Origin of the sequence: Roseomonas sp. AR75 (assembly GCF_005222815.1) — a bacterium.
Taxonomy (GTDB): domain Bacteria; phylum Pseudomonadota; class Alphaproteobacteria; order Acetobacterales; family Acetobacteraceae; genus Falsiroseomonas.
Map to the genome: position 1 here is coordinate 583,297 of NZ_STGB01000006.1, position 14,005 is coordinate 597,301.

Sequence of the window (14,005 nt, forward strand, 5' to 3'; positions counted from 1 at the left end):
GGGGAGCATCCGATGACCGAAACGACACCGCGCGCCGCCGCCGAGGCGCTGGTCGGCGGCTATTACGCCGCCTTCAATGCCGGGGATCGCGCGGCGATGTGCGCCCTTCTGGCCGAGGATGTGGCGCATGACGTCAACCAGGGCGGGCGCCGCACCGGCCTTGCCGCCTTCCGCGCCTTCATGGCCCAGATGGACGCGGCGTACGAGGAACGACTGGAGGACATCGTGGTCATGGCGGATGCCACAGGCACCCGCGCCGCGGCGGAGTTCGTGGTCGTCGGCAAGTATCTACGCAGCGAGCCCGGCCTGCCGGAGGCTCGCGGCCAGGCCTATCGCCTGCCGGCCGGCGCCTTCCTGGCCATCGCGGAGGGGAAGATCACGCGCGTGACGACCTACTACAATCTGCAGGATTGGATTGCGCAGGTCTCGGCGTGACGGCGCCGACCGCCGAAGCGCTGCTGGCGGCCGTTCGCGCCTGGGTCGAGATCGAAAGTCCCACCAACGACGCCGCGGGCGTCAACCGCGTGGCGGACCATGCGGAGGGGCTGCTGCGAGGCATGAGTGCGACCATCGAGCGCACGCCCGGTCGCGACGGCTTCGGCGACATCCTGGTCGGGCGCGTGCCGGGTGACGAGCCCGGGCCGGGCCTGCTGCTGCTCGGCCACATGGACACCGTCCATCAGCGCGGCAGCTTCGGCTTCCGGGTGGAGGGCGAGCGCGCCCATGGCCCGGGCATCTACGACATGAAGGGCGGCAACGCGATGGCGCTGGAGGCGCTGCGCCACCTGCATGCGCAAGGCCGCCGCCCACGCCTGCCGGTGAGCGTCATGATGATCCCGGACGAGGAGGTGGGCAGCCCGACCTCCCGCGCCGCCATCGAGGCGGAAGCCCGGCGGCACCGCGCGGCGCTGGTGGTCGAGCCTTCAGGCGAGGGAGGGAAGTTCACGGTCGCCCGGCACGGAATCGCGCGCTGGCATCTGCGCACGCTCGGTCGCCCGGCCCATGCCGGCGCCTATCACGCGGAAGGCCGCAGCGCCGTGCGGGAGATGGCGCATCACATCCTGGCGCTTGAGGCGCTGACCGACCATGCGCGGAATTTCTGCGTGAATATCGGCCTGGTGCAGGGCGGCACGCATGAGAACATGGTCCCGGCCGAATGCCGCGCCATCTGCTACGCGCTGGTGCCGACGGCGACCGAGGCGGCGGAACTGCGCGCGGCAGTCCATGCCGTGTCCCGGCACGATCCCGACATCCGCACCGAGGTGACGGAAGGGTTGGGCCGCCCTCCCTACGGGAAGACGCCGGCGATCCGGGCGCTCTACGACCACGCCGCCGCGTTGGCGGCGGAGACCGGCCTGCCCTCGGCGGGGGAGCGCGTCGCGGGCGGGGGCAGCGACGGCAACTTCACCGGCGCGCTCGGCGTGCCGACGCTGGACGGGCTCGGCGCCATCGGCGGCGGCCCGCATACCCGCGAGGAATACATCGAGCTCGCCTGCCTGGTGCCGCGCACCCGGATGCTGGCAAGGCTGTTCGAGACGCTGGGTCCCGGCGTGGCCGGGCTGTGATGGAGGAGACCCCGATGGATCGCGCGTCCTGGGAGGCGGGTCTCGCCCGCGACGGCTTCGCCGGCCCGCTCGACCGGCGCATGGAGGCCGGCCAGGCGGCGCCCGAGCACACCCACCCCTTCGACGCCCGCCTGCTGATCCTGGACGGCGCGTTCATCCTGACCTGCCAGGGCGAGACCCGCCGCTACGGGCCGGGCGAGAGCTTCGAACTGGCCGCGAACACCCCGCATGCCGAGGCCTGCGGGCCGGAGGGCGCGACGTATCTGGTGGGGCGCCGCGCCAGGGATTGAGGCTTGGACGGCGGCGCAAGGCTGCCCTGGCCCTGCGTCCCTGGCAGCATTGCAACGGAGTCCCGCATGGCCCCGCTCGCCCGTCTGAAAGCCTCCTTCCGCGCCTCGGTCGGCGACGTCGTCTTCGGCATGGAGGACGGCACCGTCTCGATCTTCGGGCTGGTCTTCGGCATGGCGCTCAGCGCACCGGACAGCCAGGCGGTGCTGCTGGCGGGCGCCACCGGCGCGGCTGCCGCCGCGGTCTCGATGATGGCCGGCGCCTATCTGGACGCGAAGACCGAGGCCGATGCAGCGCGCCCGCAGCCCGCCGCCGCGGCGGATGCGAGCGCCGGACGCATTGCCGCGCGTCTGGTCGCCACCGGCGTCCCGCCCGCCCAGGCCGAGGCACTGCGCCGGGCGCTGGCGACCACGCCCGGCGCGCTGGCTGCCATCCGCACGGAGGTCGCCCCCGCCACGCCACCCGCCGCCAGCCCGGTGTCGCACGCCGCCTGGATGTTCGCCGCCGATCTGTTCGCCGGGGCCGTGCCGGTGCTGCCCTTCGCCTTCCTGCCGCTGGAGCAGGCGCGCATCGTCTCGGTCGCGGTCACCGCGGTGCTGCTGGTCGCGCTCGGCGTCGGCCGCGGCCTGGTGGGGCAGCGCGGCATCGCGCGCGCCACGGCGGAGACGCTGCTGGTGGCCGCCGCCGCGGCCGCCGCCGGCGTGGCGATCGGCCGGCTGGTGGCCTGAGCTACAGGCCGAGCCGCGCCCAGGCGGCGCGTTCCTCCGCCGCGGCTGCCAGCGCTTCGGCGGACAGGCCCGGTAGCAGGCGCATGAACCAGGGCGGGCGGCGCTGGCCGATGCTGACCACCTGCGCCTTCTCCCCGAAGCGCGCCTTCACCTCGGAAGAGGCTTCGCCCAGCCGGTCGGCGAGGCCCAGCGCCACTGCCTGGCGGCCTGTCCAGAAGCGGCCGGTGAACAGTTCCTCCTCCGGCGCCTTCAGCTTGCCGGCGCGGCGGGTGCGGATCCAATCCTTGAAGACCTCGTGCAGTTCGCCAAGCAGACCGTGCAGGCGTTCGACATCCTCAGGACGCTCCGGGCGGAAGGGGTCGAGAAAGCTCTTCTCCGTGCCCGCCGTGTGCATCCGCCGCTCGACGCCGAGGCGCGACAGCGCATCGGACAGGCCGAAGCTGGCGCTGATCACGCCGATGGAGCCGACCACGCTGGCAGGGTCCACCACGATCTCATCCGCCGCGCAGGCCAGCCAGTAGCCGCCGGAGGCGGCAGCGTCCTCGACGCAGGCGATCACCGGCACCTTCTTCTCCTCCGCCAGCCGCCGGATGCGCTGCGCGACGAGCGAGGACTGCACCGGCGACCCGCCCGGCGAATTCACCACCAGCACCACGCCCGCCAGGCGCTTGAGCGCGAAGGCGCGCTCGATCAGCGGCGCCATGGACTGGGCCGAGATGCCGGAAGGGGCGAAGCCGCCGCTGCGGGCGGCGATCAGGCCGGAGAGGCGCAGCAGCGCCACCCGCGGCTGGCGTGACAGGAAGGGAAGCTTCATCGCCCCATAGATGCGCGCGCCGGCCGCCTGGGCAAGCGCCGCGCGCTGCGGCATAGCTGCGGCGACGGAGGGACTGCATGGACAAGGCGCGTCGCGTCATCGTCGCCGGCGCCGGCCCCGCGGGGCTGGTGGCGGCCGCGTATCTGGCCGGGGAGGGCATCCCGGTCGCCATCGTGGAGCAGGAACGCGACCTGCCGGACGATTTGCGCGCCTCCACCTTCCACCCGCCGACGCTCGATATGCTCGGCCGCTTCCCTGGCGTGGTGGACCGGCTGATCGCGCAGGGGCTGATCTGTCCAACCTGGCAGTTCCGCGACCGCGCGACGGGGCCCATCGCCACCTTCGAGATGGCCCGGCTGAAGGATGACACCGCGCATCCCTACCGGCTGCAGTGCGAGCAGTGGCGCCTGACGCGCATGCTGCGCGACATCCTTTCGGACTCGCCCGACGTGGAATTCCTCTACGACGCGAAGGCGACCGAGGTCGCGCAGGATGCGGACGGCGTGACGCTGACGATCGAGCGCCCGGACGGCAGCGCGGAACAGCTTCGCGGCGCGTATCTGGTCGGCGCGGATGGCGCGCGCAGCGCGGTGCGGCGGTCGCTCGGCATCGGCTTCGAAGGGATGACGATCCCTGAGACCTATCTGACGCTCTCCACCACCTTCCGCTTCGAGGACCACATCCCGCAGCTGGCGAACATCGCCTACATCTCCGACCCCGAGGAATGGTACGTGCTGCTGCAGGCGGCGGGGCTGTGGCGCGTGCTGCTGCCGACCGCGCCCGAGGAAGCGGCGGATGAATCCCGCATGCTGGCGCCCGCGCGGATCGAGGAACGCATGCAGGGCGTGTGGCCGAACCCGCAGCGCTATGAGGTGCGCCATCGCACCGCGTATCGCGTGCATGAGCGCGTGGCGGACAGCTACGTGAAGGGCCGCGTCTTCCTGGCGGGCGATGCGGCGCATATCAACAACCCGCTCGGCGGGATGGGCATGAATGGCGGCGTGCACGACGCCTTCAACCTGGCGCAGAAGCTCTCGGCCGTGTGGCGCGGCGAGGCGGAGCTGGCGGTGATGGAGCGCTATTCGCGCCAGCGCCGGAAGGTGGCGCTGGATGTCGTGCAGCAGCAGGCGCTGCGGAACCGCCAGCTGCTGAACCAGCGCGACCCCGCCGTGCGCAAGGCCTATCACGACGAGCTGCGCGGCATCGTCGCGGATCCCGAGAAGCACCGCGCCTATCTGCTGCGCAGCTCGATGATCCAGTCGCTGCGCGACCTGGAGGATGTGGCGTGAGCGGTCATCCGGAGGCCGATATCTACCACCGCCAGGGCATGGGCCAGCGCGCCGGCATGGGCGAGCGGCCCGCGCTGGTCATCGTGGATTTCGTGAACGGCTTCGCCGATCCCGAGCATTTCGGCGGCGGCAATATCGGCCCGGCCATCGCGCAGACGGTGAAGCTGCTCGCCTTCGCGCGGCGGCATGGTTGGCCCGTCGCGCATACCCGCGTGGTCTATGCCGATGACGGCGCGGATGCCGGGGTCTTCACGCGCAAGGCGCCCTCGCTGCTGAAGCTCACGGAGCACAGCAAGCTGTCGCAGATCGTGCCGGAACTTACGCCTGCGAAGGGCGAGCATATCGTGCGCAAGCAGGGCGCGTCGGGCTTCTTCGCCACCAACCTTGCGATGTGGCTGACCCAGCAGCGCGCGGACACCGTGGTCGTCACGGGCTGCACCACGTCGGGCTGCGTGCGCGCCACCGTGGTGGACGCCATGCAGCACAATTTCCGCACCATCGTCGCCACCGACTGCGTCGGCGACCGCGCGCTCGGCCCGCATGAGGCGAACCTTTTCGACATGGGCCAGAAATATGCGGACCTGATGACGCGGGCGGAGATCGAGGCCGCCGTCAGCGGATGATTGGTGCTGGCGCCGCCTGCGGCGCCAGCACGATGGCCGGCGCCGCGCGCCAATCCGGCGCAAGCACCCAGATCCCGTCGAATCGCGCGAGCAGGTCGCGCCCGGGATCCATCCCCTGCCGCGCCGCCGCCAGCGCCTCCTCCGTGCCCAGGGCGTAGAAGGTGCCGGGCTCGTGCCGTCCCGTGGCGAGCGCGGCCGCGACGGCGGCGTTCAGAGCCTCCACCCGGCGCGGATCGAGACGCGCGAGATACACCGCATCCGTCGGCAGGCCGCGCGTGGCCGCGAAGACCGCGATCTCCTCCCAGTGCCGGGCCTGCATGCCTGTCGGCGCCAGGCGCACGCGATCATAGTGGCGCGCGGCCTCGGTCCAGAAGGCATCCTGCAGGCGCAGCGGCGCGACGGCGGGGCCTTCGGGGAAGTAGCGCGCCAGACGCGCGAAGCCGGGCTGCAGATCGGCGAACTGCACCAGCGCCAGCACCGCCAGCATCGCGCCCGCACGCGCGGCGCCGAAGCCGCGCAGCAGGGCGACGATGGCCGCCAGCAGCAGGGCATAGGCGAAGGGCCAGAGGAATCGTTCGCTGGCGCGCAGCGCATCGGCGGCGTCGAGAAGCGCAGGCGGCAGCGCAGCCAGTTCCAGCACGCGCCCGCCGACCGAGACGCGATGGCTGATCGCGATCGCCAGCAGCCCGAGCAGCACCAGCAGGAGCGGCCAGCGGGCGCGCAGCCAGGGGAAAGGCCGCCGCGCATAGCCGATGGCGCCAAGCAGCAGCGTCAACAGGACGCCGAGGCCGAGATAGGAATGCCCAACCTCCCAATGGTCCGGGCCGGGGAGGTCCGGCAGGAACCGGCTCCAGATCTCCGCGTCGAAGGGCGCCAGAAGGTCCAGCTGCATCTCGCCATAGCCGCCCCAGGTGCCGCCGAAGCCGGCGCCGAGCGCGAAGAAGCCGGCGAGCCACAGGCCGAGAAGGCCGGCGCCCGGCGCCAGCACCGCCTCCGGTGCCAGCCAGGCGCTGCGGCGGGTTCGATCCACCGCGCGGGCCAGCCAGTCGCCGGCCCACAGCGCGGCGACCATCGGCAGCAGGTAGGCATGGATCAGCGACGCCGCGAGGATCAGCCCCGCCCATTGCAGCAGCCGCCAGCCCGGCGCCGCGCGGGTCAGCGCCAGGTACAGCCCGGCCAGGATCAGGAAATGCGCCCCCAGCGCGAAATGCCCGCCCAGCCGGTTCAGCATCATGGGGGAGAGCGCGAACAGCGCGGCACCGGCCAGGCGCGGCAGCGGATGCGATGTGGCGAGCCCGATCAGCCGCCAGGCCAGGAACGTCTGCAGCGCGCCGCAGGCAAAGATCCACAGGCCCCAGTACTGCGTCACCTCCACCACCGGCCGCAGCGCCTTGAACAGGAAGGCCAGCAGCGGGATGGAATCGGAATAGAAGATGGAGGATCCGATCTCGATGCCCCAATCCCGGTTCAGCCCCGGCGGCATCGTCCAGGGGCTGCGCGCGAAGTAGGTCCAGCCGAGCCAGTACTGCACCGGATCGGGACCGATCGTGCCGGTCAGCATCCATCCGGTGTGGGACGGCGGCAGGATGTGCCAGCCATAGGTGAAGGCGATGACGGCGATGCCGAGCGCCGTTGCCGCAAGCCCACCCAGCCTGTCGCCTGTTCGCATCGCCGCACCGCTCCTGCCGGGGTGCGAACGCCGGACCGCGGTCTTCGATCCAGGAGGGAGCGCAAGACCGTCAAGGTCCGGACGAACGCCCCCTCATGCGTGCGTATGCTACAAGATTACGTCAATATTGCGTTTCTTTCATGTGAAGCGCAGGGCCTGTCTCGGATCAGACGACCTGGTTCTTCAGCGCCTCGCCGCGGCCGAGCCGCGCCAGGTTCTCCTCCATGAGGTCGAGCACATTGTCCTCGTAGCGGCGCGTTTCGCCGCCGGTGTGCGGCGTGACCAGCACGTTCGGAAGCGTCCAGAGCGGGCTTTCGGCCGGCAGGGGCTCCTCCGCCGTCACGTCCAGCGCGGCCTGGCCGATGCGGCCGGAGCGCAGCGCCGCGATCAGCGCGGCCTCGTCGCAGACACGGCCGCGCGCGACATTCACCAGCGTCGCGCCAGGCTTCATCGCGGCGAAGGCGGCCTCGTCCATCAGCCCGCGCGTCTCGTCGGTCAGGGCGCAGGTCAGCGCGACGATGTCGGCGCGCGGCAGCATCGCCTTCAGCGCGGACATCGGGTGGATCTCGTCGGCGCCCTCCGCGCCGTTGGCGGGGTCGCGGCGCAGGCCGACCACCTTCATGTCGAAGGCCTTGGCCAGACGCGCCAGCCGCCCGCCTATGCGACCGATCCCGACGACCAGCAGCGTCTTGCCGCCAAGCTCGTCCTCGCGCTGCGTCAGGTCGCCGATCATGCCGCGCCAATGCTTCTTCCCCTGGTTCGCGCAGGCTTCGGGGATGCGGCGCGCCATGGCCAGGATCAGCGCCATCGCGTGCTCCGACACCGCATTGGCATTGGCGCCCTGCGCGGAGGCCAGGCGGATGCCGGCCTCGGCCAGCGCCTTGCGGTCGTACTGGTCCACGCCGGCGCTGATGGACTGGATCAGCTTCAGGCGACCGCCGGGCCTGGCGAAGCTGTTGCGCCAGAGGCCGGAGACCAGCAGCACATCGGCCTCCGGCAGCTTCGCCTCCAGCTCCTCCAGGCTGCGCACCTCGATCACCGGCAGCGCGCCGCCGCGGGCGGCGTAGCGTTCCGCGAAGCGGTAGGCGACATGGGCGAAGAGGAGCGTCGGCTTGTCCTGCATGGTCTGTCCGTTCGGGTTGCGTCGGCTGGCAGGTAACCGCCCGCCCAGCACCGGCACAAGGTCAGCCGCGGGTCAGCAGCACCCGGGCCAGCCGGTCGAACTCGGCGATGCTCAGCGTTTCCGCGCGGCGGTCGCCGGCGATCCCCGCGGCCGACAGCAGCTCGTCCGCATCGCCCAGCGACTTCAGCGCACCGCGCAGCATCTTGCGCCGCTGGCCGAAGGCGGCCGCGGTCAGGCGCTCCATCGCGGCGAACAGCGCCGGGCCGGGGTCCTGCTCATACGGCACGAAACCCACCACGGCGGACCACACCTTCGGCGGGGGGGAGAAGGCGCCCGGCGGCAGGCTCAGCAGCAGGGTGCATCGGCAACGCCACTGCGCCAGCACGCCGAGCCGTCCATAGGCCTCCGTGTCCGGCGCCGCGGTGATGCGCTCGGCGACTTCCTGCTGAAACATCAGCGTCATGGATTCCAGCGCCGCGGCCCGGCGCAGCCAGCCCACCAGCAGCGGCGTGCCGACGTTGTAAGGCAGGTTGGCGACGACCTTGCGCGGCGGCGCCAGCAGCACGACCGGGTCGAGCCTGAGCGCATCGCCTTCGATCACCTGCAGGCGCCCTGGATAGGCGGCACCGAGCTCCGCCAGCGCCGCGACGGCGCGGCGATCCAGTTCCACCGCGACCACCTTCTCGGCGGCCGTGTCCAGCAGCGCGCGGGTGAGCCCGCCGGGCCCTGGTCCGACCTCCAACACCTGCCGCCCCTCCATCGGCCCGGCGGCGGAGGCGATGCGGGCGCAGAGGGCGGGATCGAGCAGGAAGTGCTGGCCGAGCGACTTGCGCGCTTCCAGCCCGTGCCGCGCGATGGTCTCGCGCAGCGAGGGCAGCGCGGGCGTTGCTGGCGCGCTCAGATCAGGCGGACCGCGGAGCGGCCCGAACGGCCGCAGGCCAGCCGCGCCCAGACCGCCTGTGCCACGGGCGCATCAGTGCGCCACGCCGGAGGCGTGCCTTCGGCACGACGTGCGCCCGGCGCCTGAGGGCCCAGAATCACGTATTCCTCATCTCGATCTGCGCGCGGCGGCGCAGGTCGCGCTGGAGCTGGCGAGCCAGCAGTTCGGCGCGCTCGCGCACGATCACGCCGCGCGCCATGTCCGGCGTGATCTCGGCTTCGTTCCGCACCTCGCGCGAGCAGACCATGATCACGGCGATACCGTCCGGCGCGATGATCGGCTGGCTCGCCCGGCCGACCGCCAGGCCTGAGATCAACTGGCGCAGCGGCGGCGGGGTGAGTTGTTCCTGCCGCACCACCCCTGGATCGGCCGGCCTGTCGCTGCCGGAGGTGCGGGCGGCGGCTTCCATCGCCTCGCAGCTGCGGGCCGCGCCTGCGAGCGCCTGCGCGCGTTCAAGCTGCTGCACCTGCTGCGGGGTGGGCGCGTCCGGGTTCAAGGCCGAGTCGAAGGGGAAGAACACCTGGCGCATGCTCAGGATCGTCGCGTCGTCCCGCCCGACCAGGCGGCGCTGGCGCAGCGCGACGATCTGGAAGCCGCCGGGCACCCGGATCGGGCTGCTGATGGCGCCGGGCGGCATCTGCGTGACGATGGCCGCCACGGCGGGGTCCATCGCTTCCTGGCCCTGCCAGCCGAGGTCGCCACCCTGCAGCGCCGTCTGCGCCTGGCTGAACTGCGTCGCCGCCAGCGGGAAGGGCACGCCGGCGCGAAGCTGGCCGACCACGTCATCCACGAAGCGGCGAACCCCGGGCTCCTCCGCGGGGTCGTCCACGGGGATGAAGATCTCCGAGATCAGGAATTCCGGCTGCCCCTCGCGCGCCTTCTGCGCCGCGATGAACTCGTTGATCTCCGCCTCGCTGGGCTGCGCCTGGGGGCCCAGCAGCGCACGGATCAGCCTGGTCCAGCCGATCTGCACGCGGATCTGGTCGAACAGCACCCGCGGCTCCACCCCGGAGCGGCGAAGCTGCGCCACCAGCCCGCCGGCGGGCAGGCTGTTCCGCCTCTCCAGTTCCGCGATCGCGCTCGCCACGTCCACATCCGACACCGGCACCCGGCGGCGCTGCACCTCCTGGAAACGCAGCTTCTCGTCCACCAGCAGGCGGGTCACCTGCGGCGTCAGGCGATCGAGCACCTGCGCGGAGACGGGCAGGCCGGCATTGATGGCGAAGAGCCGGCGGCGACCATCCACATCGGCGGTGGTGACGATGTCGCCATTGACGACCGCGACGATGCGGTTGGTCTGTGCCAGGGCGGGCACGGGCGCACCGAGCGGCACGGCCGCCAGGGCCAGGCAGAGGAGCAGGGCGCGGGCGATGGGGCGCATCCGGACTTCCTAGAATATTTTCAAGCCAAGCGGAATCGCCTGGCGACCCCGAAAATGCGAACAAACACAACGCCAGAGAGCATGCTGCGTTCGCTCGCGCTCACTTCGGAGTTTGCTAGCCTCTTGTTTTCAGAGCACCTTCACGCGCTCAGATGATCCCATCCGAACGCGATCTGCTCTGGGAGCGCCCCGCCGCATCCGGATGCGGCGGGAGGGCCCTGAGCGCGGCCCTGCGCCGAGGGAAGGCTGTCCCTGCGCTCGCCCGTCAAAGCGCCCTGATCCCGAAATCGCCGATGGTCTTCAGCGTCACCCGGAACAGCAGCATGGTCCCGGTCGGGTCGTCCTGCAGGGTCGATGGGTTCTGGATCCAGCGGCGGATCAGCCGCGTCTCGAAGATCAGGCACTCATCCTCGTAGGTCAGGATGCCCTGCGCCGCCACGGGCTCGTCGCGGAAGCGGTCGTAGCGGCCGAAGGCGCCGACCCGCCAGTTCTCGTTGATGCGAAGGAAGCCGCCCGCGCTGATCTCGTTGCGCTTAGGGTATGAGCCGTTCGGCGCCTCCTGGGTGCCGAGGAAGCCGCCGCTGAGCGAGAAATTGCCGGCGAAGACCGTGCCCGTGATGTCCCACAGCTCCTGCTGGCCGGTTTCGGCGGAATAGCGGCTGCGGCCCAGCATCTCGAACCACGGCACCGGCGCCAGGCGGGCGCGCGCGACGTAGTCGGAGCGCTGATTCTCCAGCCCCGATCCGGGCGGGAACAGGGGATCGTCGCTGGTGCGGAAGCTTCGCCCGACAAGGCCTTCAAGCTGGCCGCCATTCGGGAACAGCCAGGCGCCGCGCAGCGCCGCGTCCACGCGCGTGCCGCCTTCCTGCCGGTCGCGGCCGGGATAGCGGTTCAGCTCGAACAGGGTGGCGTCGGTGAATTCCAGGTCGAGGCTGTCCTCGGCCGGGATGTTGGTCTGCGTGCCGGTCTGCGGGCCGGTGACGAACTGCACCCGCGGCTCGATGATCTGGGACCCCCATTGGCCGGCGGAGCGTGCGAGCGGATAGCGCAGGTCCACCGCGCCGCGGACATTGCCCATGGTCCAGTTGCCGCCCTGACCCGGCGGGCCGAAGAACGGCGCCTCCTGCAGGTCCTGCACATAGCCGGCCAGAAGGTCTGCGCGGCCGCGGATCGTCCAGATCTCGCCGGCATGGCCGACCAGCGGCAATTCGTATTCCGCGCGCGTCCCGACGCGGCGCGAATTCGTGCCCTCCGACCGGAAGATCGAATAGCCCTGCGCATCCACGCGGAACTGGCCGCCGAGCCGGTCACGCTCGAACAGCCATTCGGCATAGCCATAGGGCAGCACCAGCGGGGTCTGGCCGGTGGTGTTGGTCTGCAGCAGGCTCTGGTAGAGGCGGGAATCCCCGCGAACATAGCCCTGCGTGCCCCAGAAGCCTTCGAGGAAGGCGTTGGAGGTGAGGGTCTGCGGCGAGCCGTAGCGATAGGCGCGCAGGTAATCCGCCGAGGAGGCGCGGTTCAGCGCGAAGCCGGTGCGCCAGTTCTCGTCCAGCGAGAAGGCGCCCTGCGAGAAGAAGTTCCAGCCCATCCCCTGCTCGTCGAGATCGCTGCCGGTCAGGTTGCCGAACGAGCCGTCCAGCGCGATCACGCCCGTATTGAAGCGGCGACGATAGGCCAGGGCCAAGCCGCCGACCTGTTCGGTGGACAGCGTCGCGCGGATCGTCGCGTCGGAGCTGTCGTCGATCACCCAGTAATAGGGCTGCTCGTAGAAGCCCCCGAGCACCTGGGTGATGCCGAAGGTGGGCGACAGGAACCCGCTGATGCGCGGCGCGCCGGGCGCGGCATGGCTGAAATAGGGCGCATAGAACATCGGCAGCCCGAACAGCTCGAGCGAGGCGTCGCGGTAGCGCACGCGCTGCTCCTGCGAATGCAGGCTGGCGATGCCGGCGCGCAATTGCCACAGCGGCGGACGGTCCGGATCCTCGGGGCAGAGGTTGCAGGGCGAATAGACCACGCGGGCGAGGTCGGTGATGTCGCCGCCGGTGCGCCGTGCGCCGGCCGCGGCGACGCGCGCATTGCCCGCCAGCAGGCCGCGGATCCCTTCCAGCACCGCGTCGCGCATGCCGCCGGAAAGCTCGGCACGGTCCGCGAACAGGATCTGCCCGTCGGGCTCGATCAGCACGACGTTCCCGCTGGCGGTCGCGACGCCGGTGGTGCGGTTGTAGGTGAACTGGTCGGCGCGCAGGACGCGGTCGCCCTGCCAGGCTTCCACCCGGCCGCGGGCGGTGACCGTGTCGCTGTTCTGGTCGAACTCGACCTCCTCCGCGGTGAAGGTCACCGGTTCGTCGGAGGCGGCGCCACGGCCCTCCAGCCCAGGAATGCCGAGCTGGGCGCGCACCGGTTCCGGTGCCAGCAAGGGCAGCAGGCCGAGCAGGAAAAGGCCGCGTCGCATCGCCCTCATCAGCCGTCTTCCAGATGCAGGAGCAGGGCCAGCGCCAGCAACAGCCCCGCCACGGTCGGCGCCCAGGCAGCCAGCGGCACCGGCAGCGACCCGGCCTCGCCGAATTCGTTGCTGATGCGATCCACCACGAACAGCGCGAAGCCCGCCGCGACGCCGCCGGCGATCATCTGCGCCACGCCGCCGCGGCGGTTGTGCCGCATCGAGAAGCCGGCGGCGAGCAGCGCCATGGACAGGGCCAGGATCGGCATGGACAGCAGCGACTGGAACTGGATGCGATGCCGCACGGCGGAGAAGCCCGCCTCCTCCAGCACGGCGATGAAGTCGGGCAGCGACCAGAAGCTCAGCGTCTCCGGCGAGGCGAAGCTGTCCTCGATCCGGTTGGCGGTCAGCTCGGTCGGCAGTTCGATCGTGGCCGGTGCGCTCGGGCGCCGGTCCTCGCCGAAGGTCACCGCATTCTCCAGCACCCAGCGGCCGGGCGCGAGATGCGCGGTCGGCGCCTCGATCCGGGCCAGCGGCCGGTCTCCGGCCGAAAGGCGCCATACCGTCACGCCCTGCAGTTCGAAGGGCCCGCGGCCGGTGCCCGGCCTTGCCGCGGCGGGCCGGCCGGTGAGGATCGCGACACCCTGCGGATCGAGCTCCCGGTCGCCCTGGCGCAGCCAGAGCCGCCCCCCCGCCAGCGACGACATGCCGCCGCCTGTGCGCAGGAAGGTCTGGTCCATGCGTTCCGCGCGCGCCAGCATCATCGAGGACAGCGGCGAGATCCCGGTGACCGCGATCGCGCCGAGCAGCAGCGCCACCAGCGCCGGCCCGGTGAGGAAGCCCCACGCCGAGACGCCCGCCGCGCGCGCCACGATCAGCTCGGAGGAACGCGTCAGCCGCCAGAAGGCGACGATGCCGCCCAGCAGGATGGCGAAGGGCAGGATCTGCAGCGCGACGAAGGGCAGGCGCAGCGCGGCGATGGTGGCGGGGATGTCGAAGCCGACATTGGGCCGCGTCGCCGCGCGGCGCAGCAGCTCGATGAAGTCGAACAGCGCGACCAGGCCGGTCAGCGCGGCCAGCATGATGATCGTCGCGGCGAGGAAGCCGCGCGCGACATAGAGCGTGAGGGTCGGCGTGAAGGTCAT

At 71.5% G+C, this 14,005-nt stretch carries 13 protein-coding genes; 6 read left to right on the forward strand and 7 right to left on the reverse strand.

What is annotated here, in order from left to right:
- Positions 1-12: 12 nt before the first annotated feature.
- From E4T13_RS27345 to E4T13_RS27360, 4 genes are all read left to right on the forward strand, one after another.
- A complete protein-coding gene (locus E4T13_RS27345; RefSeq protein ID WP_137181504.1) occupies positions 13-435 on the forward strand; it encodes a ketosteroid isomerase-related protein in 423 nt (140 codons plus the stop codon).
- A complete protein-coding gene (locus E4T13_RS27350; RefSeq protein WP_137181505.1) occupies positions 432-1,565 on the forward strand; it encodes a M20 family metallopeptidase in 1,134 nt (377 codons plus the stop codon). The genes E4T13_RS27345 and E4T13_RS27350 overlap by 4 nt, the downstream gene beginning before the upstream one ends.
- A gap of 14 nt (positions 1,566-1,579) precedes the next feature.
- Positions 1,580-1,855 carry a cupin domain-containing protein gene (locus tag E4T13_RS27355; protein ID WP_137181506.1) on the forward strand — a complete coding sequence of 92 codons (276 nt, stop codon included), beginning with the start codon at positions 1,580-1,582 and terminating at the stop codon, positions 1,853-1,855.
- Between the two features lie 66 nt (positions 1,856-1,921).
- On the forward strand, positions 1,922-2,581 hold the full coding sequence (locus tag E4T13_RS27360) for a VIT1/CCC1 transporter family protein (RefSeq protein WP_137181507.1): 660 nt from the start codon (positions 1,922-1,924) through the stop codon (positions 2,579-2,581).
- A 1-nt stretch (position 2,582) separates the two neighbouring features.
- Here the strand turns inward: E4T13_RS27360 and E4T13_RS27365 are convergent, their stop codons facing one another.
- Positions 2,583-3,395 (reverse strand): S49 family peptidase, encoded by an 813-nt coding sequence (locus E4T13_RS27365; RefSeq protein ID WP_137181508.1) that lies wholly within the window; start codon positions 3,393-3,395, stop codon positions 2,583-2,585.
- Between the two features lie 77 nt (positions 3,396-3,472).
- On the opposite strand from E4T13_RS27365, the gene E4T13_RS27370 reads away from it, so the two are divergent.
- Both E4T13_RS27370 and E4T13_RS27375 read left to right on the forward strand, forming a co-directional pair.
- Positions 3,473-4,684 (forward strand): NAD(P)/FAD-dependent oxidoreductase, encoded by a 1,212-nt coding sequence (locus E4T13_RS27370; RefSeq protein ID WP_137181509.1) that lies wholly within the window; start codon positions 3,473-3,475, stop codon positions 4,682-4,684.
- Between the two features lie 38 nt (positions 4,685-4,722).
- Positions 4,723-5,307, forward strand: coding sequence for an isochorismatase family protein (locus E4T13_RS27375; RefSeq protein ID WP_137181949.1), 585 nt, complete (start codon positions 4,723-4,725; stop codon positions 5,305-5,307).
- Here E4T13_RS27375 and E4T13_RS27380 read toward each other — a convergent pair.
- From E4T13_RS27380 to lptG, 6 genes are all read right to left on the reverse strand, one after another.
- Positions 5,297-6,976 (reverse strand): DUF6311 domain-containing protein, encoded by a 1,680-nt coding sequence (locus E4T13_RS27380; protein ID WP_137181510.1) that lies wholly within the window; start codon positions 6,974-6,976, stop codon positions 5,297-5,299. The two genes, E4T13_RS27375 and E4T13_RS27380, sit on opposite strands and share 11 nt — an antisense overlap.
- A 166-nt stretch (positions 6,977-7,142) precedes the next feature.
- The gene (locus tag E4T13_RS27385) at positions 7,143-8,099 is read right to left on the reverse strand and encodes a D-2-hydroxyacid dehydrogenase (RefSeq protein ID WP_137181511.1); all 957 of its coding nucleotides are present in this window, start codon (positions 8,097-8,099) and stop codon (positions 7,143-7,145) included.
- A gap of 61 nt (positions 8,100-8,160) precedes the next feature.
- On the reverse strand, positions 8,161-9,000 hold the full coding sequence (gene rsmA, locus E4T13_RS27390; protein ID WP_137181512.1) for a 16S rRNA (adenine(1518)-N(6)/adenine(1519)-N(6))-dimethyltransferase RsmA: 840 nt from the start codon (positions 8,998-9,000) through the stop codon (positions 8,161-8,163).
- Positions 9,001-9,136: 136 nt separating this feature from the next.
- Complete coding sequence (locus E4T13_RS27395; protein ID WP_137181513.1) at positions 9,137-10,420, reverse strand: peptidylprolyl isomerase; 1,284 nt, start codon at positions 10,418-10,420, stop codon at positions 9,137-9,139.
- A 265-nt stretch (positions 10,421-10,685) separates the two neighbouring features.
- Entirely contained in the window at positions 10,686-12,872 is a 2,187-nt protein-coding gene (locus tag E4T13_RS27400) for an LPS-assembly protein LptD (protein WP_137181514.1), read from the reverse strand.
- 8 nt (positions 12,873-12,880) lie between these two features.
- Positions 12,881-14,005: an LPS export ABC transporter permease LptG gene (lptG, locus tag E4T13_RS27405; protein WP_137181515.1), complete on the reverse strand. Its 1,125-nt coding sequence runs from the start codon at positions 14,003-14,005 to the stop codon at positions 12,881-12,883.